Origin of the sequence: Janthinobacterium sp. NFX145 (assembly GCF_049810325.1) — a bacterium.
Taxonomy (GTDB): domain Bacteria; phylum Pseudomonadota; class Gammaproteobacteria; order Burkholderiales; family Burkholderiaceae_D; genus Janthinobacterium; species Janthinobacterium rivuli.
In genome coordinates this window covers 5,673,707-5,693,746 of the sequence record NZ_CP187360.1, presented here as the reverse complement: position 1 = coordinate 5,693,746, position 20,040 = coordinate 5,673,707, and the positions used below count along the sequence as shown (strand labels likewise).

The 20,040-nt window shown below is 62.2% G+C and carries 15 protein-coding genes; 9 read left to right on the top strand and 6 right to left on the bottom strand.

Annotated features, from left to right (window positions below):
• Positions 1 to 113 precede the first annotated feature (113 nt).
• Complete coding sequence (locus tag ACPJXG_RS25500; protein WP_425252693.1) at positions 114 to 2,060, top strand: GAF domain-containing sensor histidine kinase; 1,947 nt, start codon at positions 114 to 116, stop codon at positions 2,058 to 2,060.
• Between the two features lie 332 nt (positions 2,061 to 2,392).
• Here the strand turns inward: ACPJXG_RS25500 and ACPJXG_RS25495 are convergent, their stop codons facing one another.
• Complete coding sequence (locus tag ACPJXG_RS25495) at positions 2,393 to 3,898, bottom strand: DUF3369 domain-containing protein (RefSeq protein WP_425252691.1); 1,506 nt, start codon at positions 3,896 to 3,898, stop codon at positions 2,393 to 2,395.
• A gap of 435 nt (positions 3,899 to 4,333) precedes the next feature.
• On the opposite strand from ACPJXG_RS25495, the gene ACPJXG_RS25490 reads away from it, so the two are divergent.
• Entirely contained in the window at positions 4,334 to 4,837 is a 504-nt protein-coding gene (locus ACPJXG_RS25490; protein WP_425252689.1) for a DUF3016 domain-containing protein, read from the top strand.
• A 72-nt stretch (positions 4,838 to 4,909) separates the two neighbouring features.
• Here the strand turns inward: ACPJXG_RS25490 and ACPJXG_RS25485 are convergent, their stop codons facing one another.
• From ACPJXG_RS25485 to ACPJXG_RS25475, 3 genes are all read right to left on the bottom strand, one after another.
• Positions 4,910 to 5,710, bottom strand: coding sequence for a substrate-binding periplasmic protein (locus ACPJXG_RS25485; RefSeq protein WP_402720102.1), 801 nt, complete (start codon positions 5,708 to 5,710; stop codon positions 4,910 to 4,912).
• A gap of 41 nt (positions 5,711 to 5,751) precedes the next feature.
• The gene (locus ACPJXG_RS25480) at positions 5,752 to 6,195 is read right to left on the bottom strand and encodes a thioesterase family protein (RefSeq protein ID WP_099401379.1); all 444 of its coding nucleotides are present in this window, start codon (positions 6,193 to 6,195) and stop codon (positions 5,752 to 5,754) included.
• Positions 6,196 to 6,314: 119 nt separating this feature from the next.
• Positions 6,315 to 7,763, bottom strand: coding sequence for a PQQ-dependent sugar dehydrogenase (locus ACPJXG_RS25475; protein WP_425252687.1), 1,449 nt, complete (start codon positions 7,761 to 7,763; stop codon positions 6,315 to 6,317).
• A gap of 208 nt (positions 7,764 to 7,971) precedes the next feature.
• Between ACPJXG_RS25475 and ACPJXG_RS25470 the strand changes: the two genes are divergently transcribed.
• Positions 7,972 to 9,078, top strand: a complete 1,107-nt coding sequence (locus ACPJXG_RS25470) for an S-(hydroxymethyl)glutathione dehydrogenase/class III alcohol dehydrogenase (RefSeq protein ID WP_035824324.1) — start codon at positions 7,972 to 7,974, stop codon at positions 9,076 to 9,078.
• 117 nt (positions 9,079 to 9,195) lie between these two features.
• Positions 9,196 to 9,429, top strand: a complete 234-nt coding sequence (locus tag ACPJXG_RS25465) for a hypothetical protein (protein ID WP_034784311.1) — start codon at positions 9,196 to 9,198, stop codon at positions 9,427 to 9,429.
• 4 nt (positions 9,430 to 9,433) lie between these two features.
• Here the strand turns inward: ACPJXG_RS25465 and ACPJXG_RS25460 are convergent, their stop codons facing one another.
• A complete protein-coding gene (locus ACPJXG_RS25460) occupies positions 9,434 to 10,438 on the bottom strand; it encodes a GlxA family transcriptional regulator (RefSeq protein ID WP_035824326.1) in 1,005 nt (334 codons plus the stop codon).
• Between the two features lie 115 nt (positions 10,439 to 10,553).
• On the opposite strand from ACPJXG_RS25460, the gene ACPJXG_RS25455 reads away from it, so the two are divergent.
• The 3 genes from ACPJXG_RS25455 to ACPJXG_RS25445 all read left to right on the top strand — a co-directional run bounded on the left by ACPJXG_RS25455 (position 10,554) and on the right by ACPJXG_RS25445 (position 14,846).
• Positions 10,554 to 13,499: a DUF6701 domain-containing protein gene (locus tag ACPJXG_RS25455; RefSeq protein ID WP_425252685.1), complete on the top strand. Its 2,946-nt coding sequence runs from the start codon at positions 10,554 to 10,556 to the stop codon at positions 13,497 to 13,499.
• A 91-nt stretch (positions 13,500 to 13,590) separates the two neighbouring features.
• Entirely contained in the window at positions 13,591 to 14,289 is a 699-nt protein-coding gene (locus ACPJXG_RS25450; RefSeq protein WP_099401383.1) for a dienelactone hydrolase family protein, read from the top strand.
• Positions 14,290 to 14,429: 140 nt separating this feature from the next.
• Positions 14,430 to 14,846, top strand: coding sequence for an SRPBCC family protein (locus tag ACPJXG_RS25445; RefSeq protein ID WP_035824332.1), 417 nt, complete (start codon positions 14,430 to 14,432; stop codon positions 14,844 to 14,846).
• A gap of 114 nt (positions 14,847 to 14,960) precedes the next feature.
• On the opposite strand, the gene ACPJXG_RS25440 is transcribed toward ACPJXG_RS25445, so the two are convergent.
• Entirely contained in the window at positions 14,961 to 16,577 is a 1,617-nt protein-coding gene (locus tag ACPJXG_RS25440) for a M28 family peptidase (protein WP_425252684.1), read from the bottom strand.
• A gap of 134 nt (positions 16,578 to 16,711) precedes the next feature.
• On the opposite strand from ACPJXG_RS25440, the gene ACPJXG_RS25435 reads away from it, so the two are divergent.
• Positions 16,712 to 17,593, top strand: a complete 882-nt coding sequence (locus tag ACPJXG_RS25435; RefSeq protein ID WP_425252682.1) for an alpha/beta fold hydrolase — start codon at positions 16,712 to 16,714, stop codon at positions 17,591 to 17,593.
• Between the two features lie 200 nt (positions 17,594 to 17,793).
• A complete protein-coding gene (locus ACPJXG_RS25430) occupies positions 17,794 to 19,953 on the top strand; it encodes a DEAD/DEAH box helicase (protein WP_425252680.1) in 2,160 nt (719 codons plus the stop codon).
• Positions 19,954 to 20,040: the final 87 nt, after the last annotated feature.

The window sequence follows — 20,040 nt, the reverse complement described above, 5'->3', positions numbered from 1 at the left end:
GTGTGTTGCTCTGCCTCAAGGCAAGATTCTGCGTTTTATGCCGTGCCAAGGCTGGGCTGAACTGATAATATTGATTTTCAGAACATATACTTGCACAAGGTACATAGTCACCCATGGAAAGCCGTCTCAGCCGCCTGGAAGCCGTTCAAACCGTGTTGCTGGAAATCGGGCAACGCTCGAGTACCTGCAGCGATATCAGCGAATTCCTGCAGGCGGTGCATGCGGCGCTGGGGCGCATCATGTATGCGGCCAACTTTTACGTGGCGCTCAGCGACCATGACGACGGCCTCGTGCGCTTTCCCTACTTTGTCGATGAATTCGACGCCGCGCCCGATCCGGACGAGGGCGTGCGCCTGGCCAGCGCCGCGCAGTCGCCCACGGCGTGGGTCATCGTCAACCGCAAGCAATTGGTGATGACGGCCGACGACGACGCCATGCGCGCCATCGGCGGCGGCGCCTGGGGCGGCGGCACGGCGGCCGAGCACTGGATCGGCTGTCCGCTGCTGGACCAGCAGCACCAGGTGCTGGGCGCCATCGTCATCCAGAGCTATGACGCGCAGCACCGTTTCAGCCTGGAAGACCAGGCCCTGTTCGCGCTGATCGCCACGCACGTGTCGAGCGCTCTGCAAGGCATGCAAAGCATGGACCGCCTGGAAAAGGCGGTGCAGGAGCGCACAGCCTTGCTGGCGCACGAGGTGGCCGAGCGGCGCCGCGCGGAAAACCTGCAGCATGCGCTGTATGAAATCGCCAACCTGTCGGCGCAGGCAGCCGATGCGACGACCTTGTACGCGCGTCTGCACGCCATCATCAGCGAGCTGGTGACGGCAAAGAATTTCCTGATCGCCCTGTATCACCCGGACAACAAGGACATCACGATTCCGTATTTCGTCGACGAGAAGGATGCGCAGGCGCCCGTGAAACGTTTTCACTATGGCATCGGCATGAGTTCGTATGTGCTGGCGCGGCGCAAGGCTTGCCTGCTGGACGCCGGCAGCTATGCGGCGCTGGTGGCCAGCGGCGAGATGGACGAGCCGCTGGGCAATACCGGCATCGCCAGCTGGATGGGCGCGCCCATGCTGCTGGGCGAGCGCAAATATGGCGTGATCATCGTGCAAAGCTATGACGAATCCGTCGTGTATGGCCAGGCCGAACTGGACGTGCTGGCCTTCATGGCCAGCCACGTGGCCGTGGCGATGGCCCGCATCCAGGCCGACAGCGCCATGCGCCGGGCCAAGGAAGCGCTGGAAGAGCAGAACGCGGCCCTGAACAGCGCCCTGAGCGCCTTGCAGGAAGCGCAGTCGGAACTGGTGCGCCAGGAAAAGCTGGCGTCCCTGGGGCGCCTGGTGGCGGGCGTGGCGCATGAAATCAACACACCGCTGGGCATATGCGTCACGGCCACCAGCCACCTGGTGCAGGAATTGAAACTCACGCGTGAAGACATGGACGGCGGCCAGCTCGATGAAGACGGCTTGCGGCAGTTTTTCGACATCATCGACCAGACCCTGCGCATCATGACGACGAACACGCAGCGCGCCGCGGCGCTGGTGCGCAGCTTCAAGCAGGTGGCCGTGGACCAGTCCTCGGACGAATTGCGCAGCTTTAATTTGCGCAAATACCTCGATGAAGTCCTGCTGTCCTTGCAGCCCAAGCTGAAGGGCAAGCCGATCAAGGTGGAGATCGACTGCGCGCCCGAGGTGCAGCTGCGCAGCTATCCGGGCGCCGTCTCGCAGATCGTCACAAACATGGTGGTCAATTCACTCGTGCATGGCTTTGCCGAAGGCGAGCCGGGCAAGATCAAGATCAGCGTGCGCACAGCCGGCGAGATGCTGGAACTTGACTACAGCGACGACGGCATGGGCATGGACAGCGCCACCCTGGGCCAGCTGTTCGACCCCTTCTTCACGACCAAGCGGGGTTCCGGCGGCAGCGGCCTTGGTGCGCATATTCTGTACAACCTGGTGACGGGACCGTTGGGCGGGACGGTGAAGGTGGTTAGTGCGCCAGGGATGGGGTTGCATTACAAGATACGTTTTCCATTAGAACCACGTAGGTCGGATTAGGCCGCAGGCCGTAATCCGACGCCGGCGGCCAAAAATGGCGGGCCGGAGACGCGAGCCTGAGAAAATGCCGATGGCGGCGTTGCAGCTCCTTGCCGTACTGGCGTACTGGCGTACTGTCTGCGTCGCTGCGCCTTGCCCTCGACATTTTTCAGGCCCGCTTGGCCCGGAACGCCTGTGTTGGGGGCTTGGGCCGCAGCGTGGTTTGCTGGTTTGCTGGTGTGCGTATTGCTCAGCGACGTAGGTCGGATTAGCGGCAAGGCCGCGTAATCCGACAACATTGTTGACGTGGCCGGTGGTGGTGTCGGATTACGCGCAAGCGCTAATCCGACCTACTAATCCGGGAAACGTTGATTAAGCGCCAGCGCTGCATCGAGATTCTCAATCAGCAACTCCACATACTGCGGGTCGAGGTGGCTGCCGCTCACTTCGCGCAGGTAGCTGACCACGCGCTCCAGGGGCCAGGCATCCTTGTAGCAGCGCTTGTGCATGAGGGCGTCGAAGACGTCGGCCACGGCGGCGATGCGCGCGTATTTGTGGATGTTTTCGCCGACCAGGCCTTGCGGGTAGCCGCTGCCGTCGTATTTTTCATGGTGCTGGTGGGCGATCACGGCGGCCGCCTTCAGGAGCGGGCGTTGTGAGCCGTCGAGGATGGACATGCCCACCGTCGGGTGCTGCTTCATGATTTCCCATTCGGCGGCGTCAAGCTTGCCCGGTTTGAGCAGCACGGCGTCGGGCGTGGAGATTTTGCCGATGTCGTGCATGGGCGCCGCGTGGCGCAGCACCATGGTTTCCTCTTCCGACATGCCGGACGCCTGCGCCAGCAGCTGGCACACTTCGGCCATGCGGCGCACGTGATTGCCGCCTTCGTGCGAGCGCGATTCGACCACGTCGCCCAGGCGCAGGATCAGCTCGGCCTGGGTATCGGTGATTTCCTGCGTCAGCAGGATGTTGTCGAAGGCGATGGCCACGCCGGAGCAGAATACTTCCAGCAGTTGCGCATCGAGGTCGGAAATTTCTTCCACGCCTTTGAGTACCAGCAAGGACGCCTTGCCGCTGCTGTTGGGAAAGTAGCCGACATAGGTGTCGCCGTGCAGGCGCGAGATCTTGTTGCTCTTCGCATGGTCGAGCTGCGACAGCAGGGAAGGGCTGAGGATGCCGTCGTCCGTGTCGCCGATCTGCGCGAGAATTTCATAGTCTTGCTCGCCCGTGATGGCGCTGGCGCCGCGCAGGCGCAGCAGCATGCTCGTTTCCAGGCGCAGCAGGGCGACGACTTGCTGCAGCAGGCCGCTGGCGAAGTCGCGCAGGTTGCGCTGCTTGAAAATGTGCGCCGAGGCGGCGATGACGCGCTCGAGGCCTTCGCGGTAATGGAGCTGGGCCTGGCGCGCCTCTTCCACCTTCATGATGTCGCGGTAGGCGCGCAGGGCGGCAAAGGTGGTGGTAAACAGCTTGGTGCGGTCGAGCTCCGTCTTTTCCTTGTAGTCGTTGATGTCGTAGTTGACGATCACGCGTTCTTCCGGCGCCTGTCCCGGCTGTCCCGTGCGCAGCACGATGCGCGTAAACTGGTTGCCCAGGTCTTCGCGCATCCAGCGCGCCACTTCCAGGCCGCTGTCTTCGCGCTCCATCACCACGTCGAGAAACACCAGCGCGATGCCTTCTTCGCGCGCCAGCACCTGCTTGGCTTCGGCGCCGCTGTAGGCGTGCACGAAACTCAGGGCGCGGCCTTCCAGGCGAAAACGGCTCAGCGTCAGTTTGGTGATGTCATGGATGTCGGGTTCATCGTCGACGAGCAGGACTTTCCAGGGGGGTAACTTGGGTGAGGCTGAAGACAAAAATGACATAAGGGCGAGTTCCGCTAAAAGGCATAACTGACGCAATGCTGAGACGCCCGCGCCAGGCTAGCCTGTGCGCCACTACTGGCGTTGCGCGTTTTTCGGGCGCATTTTATCGATTGTAGACTGACGGCTTAGTATTAACAACAAGCAAGAATAATTGACTAAATTCATGCAACATGCATATCAAAAAAGCACTTTAAATCCCTGCTGGCGACACCATCTATACTTTATCGCTTAGGCAACTATATTTTCAAGACAATACTTTGTTTTAATTAATATTGCCAATGAATCTGTAAAAAAGTCTGTGGTCTAAGCCATGTTCGTTGCGCTGTGCAAGAAAAGTAACAATGTATTAGTTTCTCTTTAGAATGAAACTCATTGCGTTATAGTAAAACGTAAAAAATGGCCGGAGTGCCATCCACATTCTTGAAAGGACTCATCATGAAAACGAAAACAACGCGTACCTTCATTGCTGGTCTTGCCTTGCTGGCGAGCAGTGCCGCCTGGGCGGGCACGGAAGTGCATTTCACCAAGCCGGAACAGTTTTCGGACGTGTCTTTCGATCAGACGGAGCGTGAAAAAGTGCTCAAGGACTTGACGGCGCATTTCGAGAAACTGGGAGAGTCGCTCAAGCCTGGCCTGACCCTGAAGATCGAGGTGACGGATCTGGACATGGCTGGCCGTGAAAATCCCGCCATGCGTGCCATGCAAAATTTCCGCGTAATGAATGGACAGGCCGATTGGCCGCGCATGCGCTTGCACTATGTGCTGGAGCAGGATGGCAAGGTGATCGCCAACGCCGATGCGGCCCTGTCCGATATGTCCTATCTGACGCGCATCAATCGTTATGCGAACGGCGACAAGCTGCGCTACGAGAAGCGGATGATCGATGACTGGTTCTCGAGCACGTTTGGCACGCAAGTGAAACATCCGCCACGCAAATGATCTTGCCGTCGCGCGCGAGCCGCAGGGCAGCTAATCAACGCAAATAGTCAACGCAAATAGTCAACGCAAAAGTCAACGCAAGTAAGCCTGTTCGATGCGCGCCTGCTGGCCGCTATGGCGCAGGGCCAGCAGGGCGGCATTCATCTGCGCGATGAAATCGTCCTTGTAAGCCGGCCTGTTGCGCGCGCTGTAGGCGATATAGGTGGCTTCGGACGACAGTTCCAGCACTTCATGCAGGGCGAAGCCGTAAGTGGCCAGTTCACCCTGCAGCTGGCGCGCCGTGTGGCGCGCCGCGCCGCGGTCGCTGGCGTAGCAATCGATGCGCCGCAAGGCCAGTTTTTTCAGATTGGCTTCATTCCCCTTGGCCGCTTCCAGGTGCAGCAGTCCTTCGCGGGCTGGCGCCATCAGTTTTTCCGACAGCAGAAAACCCGTATTGACGCCGATGGTCAGGCCGGCAAAGTCGGCGGGAAACCGCGTGCGCGGCGTGCGCATGACGGCCTCATGGCAAAACAGGACCACCGATTCACGGTATAGCACGGCTGAATACGGTTGCACGTACGAGCGTTCCGTTTTGCGTCCGGGCGGAAACAGGCCAAAAACCTGGCCCTTTTCCAGCGCGTCGAGTCCCCGTTTCCATGGGCGCGGCTGCAGTTCCAGCCGGTAGTCTGGCATCGACATGGCCGCCTGGCGCAGGATGTCGACATACATGCCCTTGAAGACGCCGTTTTCCACATAGCTGTACGGTGCATAGTCGTCGTCGCCGTACAGGATGACGGTTTGCGGCGCGGCATGGCCGATGCCCGGTGGCGCCATCGCGCAGGCGGCGGCCAACAGGCAGGCGCCGGCGCGGCGCAGGTCAATTTTGCATATCATCCTGACAAGCATACAGGATGACGAGCAGAATGTATCGCGTCTCAGTCGATCCAGTTCACCTGTGGGAACTTGCTGCCGAAATCTTCCGGCATGGGCACGACCTGGCTGCGCTTGTAGTTGAAGAAGACAAAGCCGGACTTGGCCATGGCGATCAGGGTGTTGTCGCGCGGGCGCGTGATGCGGAAGGTGATGTCGCCGCCATACTTGTTGAAATCCATGACGCCCACTTCGAACAGCAGCTGGTCGCGCGCATGGGCTTCGGCGCGGTAGGTGGTGGCCAGGTCGGTGACGATGATGCCGGTGCCGTCCGCTTCGATGTCGCGCACGCCGTATTCGAACAGGAAGCGGGCGCGTGCTTCGGAAATCATGGAAATCATGGAATCGTTGCCGAGATGGTTGCCGGCGTTGATGTCCGTCGTGCGTACCGTCAGTTGCGAGGAATAGCAGTACTGGTCTTCAGGAAATTCAAGTTTCAAACGGGCCATGGTGTTCTCTTGGGCTGGGGCGCAGGGCGCGGCGGAAAAAATCCATTCTAGCCGGTTCCCCGCGCCCCGTCGAAAAACAGTCCCAGCCGCGTGCGCGGGGCCGCTTTACGGGTCTACGCTTATTTGCGCACAATCCTGTACACCTTGCCCGTGCCGCTCAGCATGTACAGTTCGTTTTGCGCGTCCTGGCCAAACGACAGGATATTGCCCACGTTCGTGATGCCCCAGTCTTTCACGGCCGATGCCGTGCCATTGCTATAGCTAAAACTTTTCAGCCAGGCGCTGCAGTAGTCGGAATACAGGTATTGCCCCGCCAGTTCCGGCAAGGCCGTGCCCCGGTACACATAGCCGCCCGTGATCGAACAGCCGTTGGCCGCATCGTTGCTGTACGTGATGGCGGGCAGGGCCAGCCCAGCCTGGTTGCAGCTGGCGCTGTTGTAGCATTGCGTGCCTTCCATGATATTCCAGCCATAGTTGTTGCCCGCCTGCCCCACGGGGCGCACGTCGACCTCTTCCCAGTTGGCCTGGCCCACGTCGGCGATGTACAGCAGCTGGGCCGGCACGTCGAAGGCGTAGCGCCACGGATTGCGCAAGCCGTAGGCCCAGATTTCAGGGCGTCCGCCCGCCGTGGCAAAGGGGTTGCCGGGTGGAATGGCGTACGGCTGGGCCACCGTGCTGGCGTTGACGTCCAGGCGCAGCATTTTTCCCAAGAGTACGTTGGTGTTTTGCGCGTTGCCGGGCGGATCGCCCCCGCTGCCGCCGTCGCCAGTGCCCGCGTACAGATAGCCGTCCGGGCCAAAGCTGAGCAAGCCGCCATAGTGGTTGTTGAACGTGGGATGGGGAATCGTGATGATGTTCAGCGCGGACAGGGGATCGGCCACGTTGGCGTTGCCAGCCGACACTTGCCGCCGCTCGATGACGATATCGCCGGCCAGGTTCGTGTAGTACAGGAAGAAATAGCCGTTGCTGGCGTATTGCGGATGGAAGGCCATCGACAGCAAGCCCCGCTCGCCGCTGGTGGTGGTGAGCGTACTGATGTCGAGGAAGGGCGTGCCCAGCAGGTTGCCGTTCTGCACCACGCGGATGCGGCCGGCCCGTTCGATAATGAACAAACGGCTGTCGCCGGGCGGCGCCGTGAGGAAGATGGGCACGCTCAAGCCGCTGGCCACTTCCTGCAGGCGCAGGGCCAGCGGTGCTGTGGCCGCGTACGTGACCGCCGCGCTGGCCGTCGCCCCCGCATTGACTTGCACCTGCTGCGTGACGGGCGTGGGCGCCAGCGTTCCCGTGCCCTGCGCCACGCTGGCGGCGCTGAGCGTGTAGGCGCCGGGCGCCAGGTCCGTGAGCGTGGTGCTCGCCGTCAGCGTCTTGCTGTACGACGCCGGTCCCGTGACCGTGACGGCGCCCGCCACGCCGGCCGGCAAGCCGCCGAGGGTGACCGTCAGGCTGCCCGTGGTGGCGCCAGGTGCAGGGTGGTGATGGCCGCCGCCACAGGCAGCCAGCAGGGACAGGCAGCATGCCAGCAGCAGGGCCAGCCAGGGCCGGGGGAGGCGGAAAGGTAGATGGCGCATGTCAGTCTCCTGCGGGAATGACGCAACGGCTGATCGAGGGGATGTGCCAAGAATGCGCGTCTTTGTGGCGGGAAGTTTGCGCTGGCGCAAACGTGCGGCGGCATCGGACAAATGCGCCGCGTTTTCAGACAAGCGCGGGGCCAGCTGTGCCACCGTGCCGGCAGCCGCCCGATAATGGCGCATCTGAAACCGAGCAGGAATGACACACATGAAAACCAAAGCCGCGATTGCCTGGAAAGCGGGCGCCCCGTTGACCATCGAAGAAGTCGACCTGGCCGGCCCGCGCGCCGGCGAAGTGCTGGTCGAGCTGAAAGCCACGGGGATTTGCCATACCGATTACTACACCCTGTCCGGCGCCGATCCGGAAGGCATTTTCCCCGCCATTCTCGGCCATGAAGGCGCCGGCGTCGTCGTTGACGTGGGCCCGGGCGTGACGACCCTGAAAAAGGACGACCACGTCATCCCGTTGTACACGCCGGAATGCCGCCAGTGCAAGTTCTGTCTGTCGCAAAAGACGAATCTGTGCCAGGCCATCCGTTCCACGCAGGGCCGCGGCCTGATGCCGGACGCCACCAGCCGCTTCTCGCTCAATGGCCAGCCGCTGTTCCATTACATGGGCACGTCGACCTTTTCGAATTACATCGTCGTGCCGGAAATCGCCCTGGCCAAGATCCGCGAAGATGCGCCCTTCGACAAGGTCTGCTACATCGGCTGCGGCGTGACGACGGGCGTGGGCGCCGTCCTGTTCTCGGCCAAGGTCGAGGCGGGTGCCAACGTGGCCGTGTTCGGCCTGGGCGGCATCGGCCTGAACGTGATCCAGGCGGCGAAAATGGTCGGCGCCGATAAAATCATCGGCATCGACATCAACCCGGCGCGCCAGGCCATCGCGCGCAAGTTCGGCATGACGCATTTCATCAACCCGAACGAGGTGGAAAACGTCGTCGATGCCATCGTGCAACTGACGGACGGCGGCGCCGACTACAGTTTCGAATGCGTGGGCAACACGACCCTGATGCGCCAGGCGCTCGAATGCACGCACAAGGGCTGGGGCAAGTCCTTCATCATCGGCGTGGCGGCGGCGGGCCAGGAAATTTCCACGCGGCCATTCCAGCTGGTGACGGGACGCGAATGGCGCGGTTCGGCCTTCGGCGGCGCGCGCGGACGCACGGACGTGCCGAAGATCGTCGACTGGTATATGGAAGGCAAGCTCAACATCGACGACCTGATCACGCACCGCCTGCCGCTCGAACGCATCAATGAGGGCTTCGACCTGATGAAGAGCGGCGAATCGATCCGTTCCGTCGTGTTGTACTAATCTTATCGGATGTACTCATTGCGCAACACTTGACGGACGGGGCAGGGCAGCACGCTGTACTTCGCTGCCTGCCCCTGCTAGTGTGAAGACATCACCGCCTTGCTTTGGGAGCCGTTCATGTTTGCCACTGCCTACCTCGCCACCTTGCGCCGCATGCTGCCCGTCTTCCTCGGCGCGGCCCTGTCTTCCCTGCTGGCCTTGTGGTGGAGCAATGCCGCCAGCCTCGCCACGCCCGCCATCTGGCTGGCGCTGCTGGCCACGTATCTGCTGTGCGCACTGCTGTTTACGCCGCTGGCCCGGCAGAGCCGCCAACTGGCCACGCGCCACGTGCGTCACGGCAAGCCGCGCTGAGGTCCTAGCGCGCCGTGCTGGAAAAGCGTTCGCGGTAATCGCGCGGCGTGATGGCGAGTTTCTTTTGAAACAGCCGGCGCAGCCTTTCCTCGCTATGCAAGCCCGCCTGCACGGCCACCTGTTTTAAGGAAGACACATTGTCTTCCAGCAAACGGCGCGCCACTTCGAAGCGGGCCGTGTCGATGAATTCCGTGGGGCTGGTACCCGTTTCGCGCTGGAACACGCGCGTAAAATTGCGCTCGCTCATGGCCAGCCTGGCCGCCAGCAGCGGCACAGTAAGCTCTTCTGCCAGGTGTTCCATGATCCAGCCCTGCAACTGGCGGATGGTGGGATGCGTCGTCATCTGGCTCGACAGGTGCACGGAAAACTGCGACTGGCCGCCGGGCCGTTTCAGATACACGACCAGGTCGCGCGCCACTTCCAGCGCGATATCGCGGCTGAAATCGTCTTCCACCAGGGCCAGGGCCAGGTCGATGCCGGCCGTCACGCCGGCCGACGTCCAGAATTTCCCTTCCCGCACGAAAATCGCATCGGCATTGACCTGTATCAATGGATAGCGCTGACGCAGGCTGTCCACGGCGCTCCAGTGCGTGGCGGCGCTCTTGCCGTCGAGCACACCGGCCTCGGCCAGGAAGAAGCAGCCCGTGCACAGGGCCGCCAGGGTGTCGATGCGCGGCGCCGCCTCGGCCACCCAGGCGGCGAGGGCGGGGATGTCCTGCAAGACTTGCTCGACGTGGTGGCAGCCGACGATGACGGCCAGGTCGGGCAGCCGGCTGGCATCGAGCGCCTTGCTGGCATGCAGCGACATCAGGGTGTCCGACTCGACCGGGCCGATGGCTGTCGACACGATGCGCACGTCGTAGCCGCCGGGCAGATTGCGCAGGCGCAAATGGGTGTTGGCGTAGTCAAACACTTTCATGGCGCCGATGGCTTCGAGCGCCTTGAAGCCGGGATAGACGATGATGTCGACGGTGCGCAGGGGGAATTCTTTGGGGCTTTGCTTGATCATGCGATATGCGCGAGGGGGATAAATACTGCCATAATGCAACAACAGCGATGGCGTAGGTTAGCATGAAATAACCGGCGCGCCCGCTGGCTCCCCACCCACCGGATTCCTCGATATCGTGCGCTTACTTCACATTTTTGCCGCCCTGACATTGCTGCTGGGCTCATCCCTTGCCCACGCGGCCACGCTCAACTTCAATGGCGGCGCCGTCAACAACTGCAGCCAGAGCCAGGATGGCTTGCAATACACGTGCACCTCGCTGGCGCTGACCTCCACCGACGTCATCGTCATCGGCAGCGCGTATGCCGTGACGGTCAACAGTTCGCTGGCGATGAGCTACAACCAGGGCTTGACGATGAGCGGCAATGCCACGCTGACGGTCAAGGGCAATCTCGATATCAAGGACATCAATCCGCCGAACCTGAAAGTCACGGGGGGCAACCTGACAGCCGAGGGCGGCACTTTCCTCATGGGCGCGCAGGAACAGACCATCACGGCAAATGTTTCCGCCACGACCATCAAGATGGGCTCGAACAACGTCAAGGTGACGGGCAAGATCAGCGCCAAGGGCCCCGTGGAAATCGCCTCGGGTTCCGTCATCAACGGGCCGATCAGCGGCACCATCGTCAATATCCTGCCCGCCAGTACCCGCATCCAGGGCGATATCACGGCCAGCGTATCGCTGACCATCGGTTCCGGCAGCCAGGTGACGGGCAATCTGAAATCGCCGACGATCGACCTGAAGGCGTCCGGCCTGCTCGTCACGGGCGACGTCGACGCCAGCAATTCCCTGTCGATCGCCTCCGGCAATGGCATCAAGGGCAATGTGGACGCCGGCGAGGTGACGCTCGACTCGTCCAACGCCTATATCACGGGCAACGCCAAGGTCGACCACATCACCCTGGGCTGGCAGGGCCGGGTGCAGCAAACCATCACCTGCAAGGCATATACGCCATCGAACCCGTGCAGCTGCGTGACGAACAATAGCGGCTGGGCTTTCAATGAACCGATGGGGCCGAAATGCGGGCCCGGTACGCCGAGCGGACTGCACCATTTCCAGATCGAGCACCCGCTGACGGCGCTCACTTGCCAGGTGCCTACGGTGAAGGTGACAGCCTGCGCCGATGCCAGTTGCAGCGCGGTCTACAAAAATGGCGTGAATGTCACCGTCAGCCCGGGCGGTGTGCCGACGCAGATCGATACCAGCGGCGTCAACGCCAATGTCACGGTGCGCCAGACCACGGTGGGCATGGCTACCCTGAGCCTGGTCAGCACGCCCGCCACGACGGGGGCGCTGGTGTGCAAGAGCGGTGGCAACACGAGCAATTGCCAGATCAGCTTTCTCTCCAGCGGCTTCCAGGTGAGCGGCATTCCGCGCTACGCGGAAGAGGCGGGCGCACTGGAAATCAGCGCCTTGCAGACTTCGTCCGGCAATAGGGACGTTTGCGTGCCCATGTTCACCGGCCAGAACATGGACTTGAACCTCACATGTGCGTACAGCAATCCGGACAAGGGGACATTGCCTGCGCGCATCTTTGACAGCGCCAAAAATAGCTATGTTGCCCTGGCGGCCAGCGACCAGAGCAGCTGCAGCGGGACGAGCACCAAGGTGAGGGTGACGTTCGGCGCCAATGGCGTGGCCAAGCCGAACATGCTGTATGCCGATGCGGGAGCGCTGCTCCTGACGGCCTCCTACAAACCGGACAGTGGCAGCGACAAAGGTTTGGACATGAGCGGCAGCGGCACGGTCATCGTGGCGCCGCAGCAGTTCCTGTTGACGAAGCTGGCGCCGACGCAACGCGCTGGCCTGGCGGCAGCGCCTCTCGTGGCGGGGACGCCCATCACGTTATCGGCCGTCAACGCGCTCGGTGCCGTGACGAAGAACTTTGGCAACGAAAGCGGTGTCGCGGTGCAAAAAGTCGTGCTCGGCAATATCCTGCTGGCGCCGGTCTACACAGACGTAAGCAATCCAGAAGTCGGCGGCGATCTCGATTTCGTGAAGAAAGGGGGCGTCATCGCGGCGCCGCCGCTGGTCTGGCCCGAAGTGGGCAAGATCAATTTCACGGCCGCGCTGCAATACGGTTATCTGGGCAGCGGCCTGACGTCGCCGGGGACGAGCGATGCCGTACTCTTTTATCCGCACCACTTTGTGACGGAACTGGTGGTCAAGAAAGTGGACCTCCCGGGGGGGACGAAGACGGAGTTTCCTTTCCCGTGCAGCGCGCCGTTCGCCTGTGCCGGCGACCGTGCCGTGTATTCGCGCCAGCCTTTCGATCTGACCATCCGTTCCCAGACCTCGGGTGGCGTGGACACCAAGAATTTTGACGCCAGGAATGACGTCATCAACAAAACGCAAGTGACGCTGGTCCCGTATGACGCGGCCACGGGGAAGAACAGCTATCCGCCCACGGCGCCATCGGGTAGCACGCTGACGGATGGGGCAAAAGCACCTGCGGCCGTGACGGGCGTACCCGTCACCAGTTTCAGCAATGGCGTTGCCTCGGTTACGCTCGCCTACAGCTTCCCTTCCGCCTATGCCGTGCCCAAAGAGCCAAAGGCACTGGCATCGCCGACGGGGCTGCTGCTGCGCGCGACGTATGCCTACCCGGCGGCCGGTAATGTGAGCTCGGCGCCGGCCGATGGCAAGGAAGCGCAGCTGACCGTGCTCACGGGCCGCCTGATGGTGCCGCATGACTACGGTTCCGAGCGCTATCCCGTGCGTCTGGCGGTGCAGGCGCAGTACTGGGATGGCAAGACCTGGGTCACCAGTCTGCTGGACAGCATCAGTGCGTTCGACAACACGCTGGTGGTGTTTGCCAATTGCAAGAAAACCCTGGTATGCAAGGACTTTTTATTGCCCAATAACACTATTGTCACTTATACGGTCGACAAGGGTATCTTGCCGCCAAATAGACGCCTGATCCTGGCGGCGCCCGGCGTCGGCAAGAGCGGCAGCGTCGATGTTTCCGTGCCCGGCATTGCGTACTTGCCCAGCACCGTGGGCACCGTCGTCTTTGGCGTCTTCAAGTCGGGCCCCGTGATTTACCTGCGCGAGATGTATTAGCCTGAACCAAGGGCGGGGGCAGGCAGCGCGAAAAACCAGTAACATGCCTGGCTGTGGCATTTCCTCCCCCAACCTCAGACTGGAGTTTTCTATGAGCACAACTTCGCAGTGGATCGATATCGCCGGCCCGGACGGCAGCTTCCAGGCTTACCTGGCCGTGCCGCATGTGGGCAAGGGTCCCGCCATCATCCTGTTGCAGGAAATTTTCGGCGTCAACGAGCACATCCGCGCCGTGGCCGACCAGTACGCGGCCGATGGCTACGTGGTGCTGGTGCCCGACCTGTTCTGGCGCGCCGGCGCACACATTGAGCTCGGCTATGACGCGGACGGCTGGAAGCGCGCCGTCGAACTGATGCAGGCCACCGATAATCCGCAGGCGGACGCCGATATCGCCGCCACCATCGCCGCCCTGCGCGCGCGCCCGGAAGTGACGGGCAAGCTCGCTTCCGTCGGCTACTGCTTCGGCGGCCGGTTGTCGTTCCAGGCGGCCGCGGCTGGCCTGGTCGATGCGGCCATCGCCTATTACGGCGGCGGCATCCAGAACAAGCTGGACCTGGCTGACAACATCAAGGTGCCGCTGCTCATGCATTTCGGCGGCCAGGACAGCCATATCCCGCCGGAAGCCGTGCAAAAGATCGCCGAGCGTTTCGAAGACCGGCAAGACGTGGAAATCCATATCTACCCGGGCGCCGAGCACGGTTTCAATTGCACCCACCGCGACAGCTACCAGCAGCGCGCCGCCGCCCAGGCGCATGGCAATTCCCTGATTTTCTTGGCGGAAAATCTGTAAGACTGCCTCGCCAGACTGGCCAGCCGTTATTTTCCGCCCAGCAGCAAAGCCGCATGGGCGCTAAAATAGCGGCTGTGCCGGGCAACTCCGGCCGGCCGGGCGCGGCGCCCGGCAAACCTGGATGAGGAACCGAATTAAAGATGGCCCAAGTAATTGTTTCTGTAACATTGGCGGCAAGCGCCGAACGAGTGTGGGATTTTATCGGCGGCTTCCAGTCGCTGAATGAATGGTCGAGCTCGATCAAGACCAGCCTGTCCGAGCACGGCGGCAGAGTACGCCGCCTGAAAACCACGGACGGCGCCATCATCGCCGAACGCCTGCAAAGCTACAGCGAAGCGGACAAGAGCTACAGCTACACCATCGTCTCGGGCCCGATCCCCGTCAAGAACTACCGTTCCACCCTGCGCGTCACGGGCGAACCGGGCGCGAACGAGTGCGTGGCGGAATGGTCGAGCGAGTTCGACGCGGCCGAAGGCGTGGAAGAGGTCATGGTGGGCGCGTTTCAGCATCTGTATGAAACGGCGTTTGTCGACCTGAAACGCATCATGGCGATTTGAACGCTCGTAGGTCGGATTAGCGGCAACGCCGCGTAATCCGACACCACCACCGGCGCCAACAATGTTGTCGGATTACGCGGGGCGATGCCCCACTAATCCGACCTACGCTTGACGTTACCGCTTTACCTTCCCAAACGCCTCGCCCTTGTTCCATGTCGGCAACTGCTTGTCATTCGCCACTTCATAGCCCAGGTTCAGGGTGAATTGCGCCTGCTGCACCATGCCGGACAAGTCCCACGACGGCTTGTACTCGTCGCTGACCTGGTGGTAATCCTTTTTAAACGCCACCAGGCGCTCGCCTGAGGCTTTGGGCTCCTGGACGAAGTCGAACGAACCGTCGCCGGAAAACACGGCCGAGCCCACGTTGAAGGCGGGCACGCCGGCCTTGGCAAACGCAAAATGGTCGGCCCGGTAAAACGCGCCGGACAGGTCGGGGATGGTCGGCGCCAGTCGCAGACCCATGCGCTTGGCCACCTTGGCGGCGCTGGCGTACAGGCTGCTGCGTTCGGCGCCGGCCACGCCGATGTCGTGCGTCTTGCCGACGAAATTCATGCTGTCGAGGTTCAGGTCGGCGGCCGTCTTGGCCAGTGGCCATAATGGCGCGCGCGTGTAGGCCGTGCTGCCCAGCATGCCCGTTTCCTCGCCGGCCGGCCACAGGAAGATCTGCGTGCGGCGTGCCGGCTGTTTCACCGCCACTTGCGCCATGGCCAGCAAGGCGGCCGCGCCCGAGGCGTTGTCGATGGCGCCGTTGTAGATATGGTCGCTCTGGCCGCTGCGTTGGCTGCCTTCGTCATCCTTGCCCAAGTGGTCCCAATGGGCCGAGTAGATGACGGCTTCGTCCTTGAGCTTCGGGTCCGTGCCCGGCACGATGCCGGCCACGTTGAATTGTTCGATGCTGCGCACCTGGTTGTTCAGTGCCACCTTGACCGTCGCGTTCAATGCGACGGGGCGAAATGCGCGCGTTTCCGCCTGTGCGCGCAAGGCGTCCAGGTCTTGCCCGCCGGCCTGGAACAGGGCGCGCGCCATGTCTTCCTGCAGCCAGCCTTCCATCGCATTGCCCGCGCCAGCCAGGTTGAAGCGCTCATGGCCGAAACCGTTGGCCGGCACCGACCACGGATACGACGCCGATGCCGTCGTGTGTATCAGCAGCACGCCAGCCGCGCCCTGGCGCAGCGCTTCTTCGTACTTGTAGACCCAGCGGCCGTAATACGTGAGCGACTTGCCGGCGAAGCGCTGCGGTTCGGCGCTGGTCGGCTGCGGGTCGTTGACCATCATGATGACGAGTTTGCCCTTCAGGTCGGCGCCCTTGAAATCATCCCAGTTTTCTTCCGGGGCGCGAATGCCGTAGCCGGCAAACACGACGGGCGCGTCGAACGCCACTGTCTGCTGGCCATTCGCCGCGCCAAAGACGATGTCCTGGCCGAAGGCGGGAGACAAGGTCTTGCCGCCCGCGCTGAAGGTGACTTTGCTCGATGGCAAGGCCTTGCTGCCGACAATGGTCAACGCCTGGCGATACGTGCCATCCTTCAACGGTTGCAGGCCGGCCACGGCCGCCTGCGTTTCCAGGTAGCGCACGGCCAGATCGCCGCCGCGCTGGCCCGTGCCGCGTCCTTCCAGCAAATCGTCGGCCAGGAAGGACAGGTGGGCGCGCAGGGGCGCCTCGGCAACGAGCGGCTGGGCGAGGGTAGCCGTGCTGAACAGGCTGGCGGCGAGGATGAGGGGAAAGCGCATGACAACTCCAAAAGTGAATACGGGAAAGCAAAGCAGCGGCAATCTTACTCTACCGCAATGCTCCAGCGTAGCGCGCGGCGTGCGTGCGCCATTGCGGCCACAATGGCTGCTGGTCCACCGACAAGGAGCGTTCCATGACACCCCCTGACTTGCATTCAAGCAATACCCTGCGTACCGCCGACGGCACATTGATCCACTACAAGGACTGGGGCAGCGGCCCGCCCGTCGTCTTCAGCCACGGCTGGCCCTTGTCGTCCGACGCCTGGGAAGACCAGATGTTTTACCTGGCCTCGCACGGCTACCGCGTCATCGCGCACGACCGGCGCGGCCACGGCCGTTCCAGCCAGCCCTTCGACGGCAACGACATGGATACCTATGCCGACGACCTGGCCGCCCTGATCGCCGCGCTGGACTTGACGGGCGCCACGCTCGTCGGCCACTCGACGGGCGGCGGCGAAGTGGCGCGCTACATCGGCCGCCATGGCACCGGGCGCCTGGCCGGCGCCGTGCTGGTGGGCGCCGTGCCGCCGCTGATGCTGCAAACCGCGGAGAACCCGCTGGGCTTGCCGCTATCCGTTTTTGACGCCATCCGCGCCGGCGTGCAGGCCGACCGCAGCCAGTTTTTCCAAGATTTGAGCGAGGCCTTCTATGGCTACAACCGGCCCGATGCGAAGCCCTCGCAGGGCGTGCGCGACGGTTTCTGGCGGCAAGGCATGCAGGCGGGCATGCCGGCGTCTTACCTGTGCATCAAGCAATTTTCCGAGACGGATTTCACGGCTGACCTGGCCAAATTCGATGTGCCGACCCTGGTGATCCATGGCGACGACGACCAGATCGTACCGATCGCCGCCTCGGCGCGGCGCACTGCCGAGCTCATCATCGGCAGCAAGCTGCTCGTGTATGCGGGCGCGCCGCACGGCCTGGCGACGACGCACAAGGACAGGCTGAACGAGGACTTGCTGGAATTTTTGCGCCACTCGGTCGATGCGGCAAGCAATATCGAGGCGCACCTGTAAAACCGGCATATCCATTGCAAAACACATAATATTGTTTGATTTTTGCACCAATTGCGTGCGGATCGCCGATTTTTCTGCGTTTTAGAATGCAAAAAATGGCGTTCTGCCGCCTCGTTCCACCCGGTAAGGTCCAGTAAAGAGTAAACTAGCAGATACACTCTTTCGCATTGGGCGATTCGAGCGAACTTGTGAGTGATTTCATGTCTGATACACCAATTTCCTTATTTTCCGACCTTAACCTGAGCGAGCCGCTGATTCGCGCGCTCAAGGATGTCGGTTACGAAACACCGTCGCCTATCCAGGCGGCCACGATTCCATTATTGCTCGCGAACCGCGACGTGCTGGGCCAGGCGCAAACAGGCACGGGTAAGACCGCCGCCTTCGCCTTGCCGATCCTGTCGCGCATCGATCTGAAACAAAGCTCACCCCAAGCCCTGGTCCTGGCACCGACGCGCGAACTGGCCATCCAGGTCGCCGAAGCGTTCCAGGTGTACGCCACCCACATCCCCGGCTTCCACGTGTTGCCGATCTACGGCGGCCAAAGCTACGGTCCGCAGCTGTCGGCCCTGCGCCGCGGCGTGCACGTCATCGTCGGCACCCCAGGCCGCGTCATCGATCACCTGGACAAGGGCTCGCTCGACCTGTCCAAGCTGAAAACCCTGGTGCTGGACGAAGCCGATGAAATGCTGCGCATGGGCTTTATCGACGACGTCGAACGTATCTTGAAAGAAACCCCGGAAGGCCATCAAACGGCCCTGTTCTCGGCCACCATGCCTTCCGTCATCAAGCGCATCGCCACGACCTACCTGGTGAACCCGGCCGAAGTGACGGTCGCCGCCAAGACGGGCACGGCCGACAACATCCGCCAGCGCTACTGGCTGGTGTCGGGCATGCACAAGCTCGACGCGCTGACCCGCATCCTGGAAGCGGAAGCGTTTGACGGCATGATCATCTTTGCCCGCACCAAGCTGGGTACGGAAGAGTTGGCCGGCAAGCTGCAAGCGCGTGGCTTCTCGGCTGCCGCCATCAATGGCGACATCCAGCAAGCGCAGCGCGAGCGCACGATCCAGCAGTTGAAAGACGGCAAGATCGACATCCTCGTGGCAACCGACGTGGCCGCCCGCGGCCTGGACGTCGAGCGCATCAGCCACGTCGTCAACTATGACGTGCCGCACGACCCGGAAAGCTACACCCACCGCATCGGCCGCACGGGCCGCGCCGGCCGCAGCGGCGAAGCGATTTTGTTCATCACCCCGCGTGAAAAGAACTTGTTGAAAGCCATCGAACGCTCGACCCGCCAGCCGATCGGCATGCTGGAACTGCCGACGATCCAGGCCGTCAACGACGTGCGTATCGCCAAGTTCAAGGAGCAAATCAGCGAAACCCTGGCCCTGGGCGAGCTGGAACAGTTCCAGTCGCTGATCGAAGATTTCGAGCGCGAGCAAAACATTCCCGCCATTGAAATCGCCGCCGCCCTGGCGAAGATGGCGCGTGGCAATACGCCGCTGCTGCTGGACAAGAACAAGGCGCGCGAGCAAGCCACGTGGCAGGACGACCGTCCTGTGCGCCAGGATCGTTTTGAGCGCAACGACCGTCCGGAACGGGGCGACCGCTTCGACCGTAACGAGCGCAGCGACCGTGGCGAACGCCCGGCCTTCCCGAAAAAGGAACGCATTCAACGTCCAGCCGACGCCGGCATGCAGACCTTCCGCATTGAAGTCGGTCATCAGCATGGCGTGAAACCGGGCAATATCGTGGGCGCCATCGCCAACGAAGCGGGCATCGATTCGAAAAACATCGGCCGCATCGAAATCTATGACGACTACAGCGTCCTGGACTTGCCAGACAGCATGCCGAAAGAATTGCTGGATCAGCTGAAAACCGTGTGGGTCGCGGGCCAGCAGCTGCGCATCAGCCGTGACGGCGACGCGCCGGACCTGGCGCCGCCAGCCGCGCCACGCAAGCCGTTTGCCGCCAAGTCCGCGCCAGCGTTCAAGGATGCGCCAGCGGACGCGGGCGACGCAGCACCTGCGCCGCGCGCGCCGAAGAAGGAACGTCCACGCCCGGGCGTGACGGCTTACCGCATCGAAGTGGGCCGTGAGCACGCCGTGACGCCAAGCAACATCGTCGGCGCCATCGCCAACGAAGCGAACCTGGAAGCCAAGCATATCGGCCGCATCGATATCTTTGACAACTACAGCGTGCTGGACCTGCCGGAAGGCATGCCGCCCGAAATCCTCGACCATCTGAAATCGGTCATGGTCTCGGGCCAGAAACTGCGCATCAGCCTGGACGATGGCACGACGGAGCGCAAGCCTGCGCCACCGCGTCCGAAGTCGCCGCGCAAAACCTTTAAGTAATCCATCCACACGGGCGCTCCGGCGCCTGTGTCGCGGATTGGAGACACATCCCTCACTGGCGCGTTCGCGCCAGTTTTTATTTTCCCT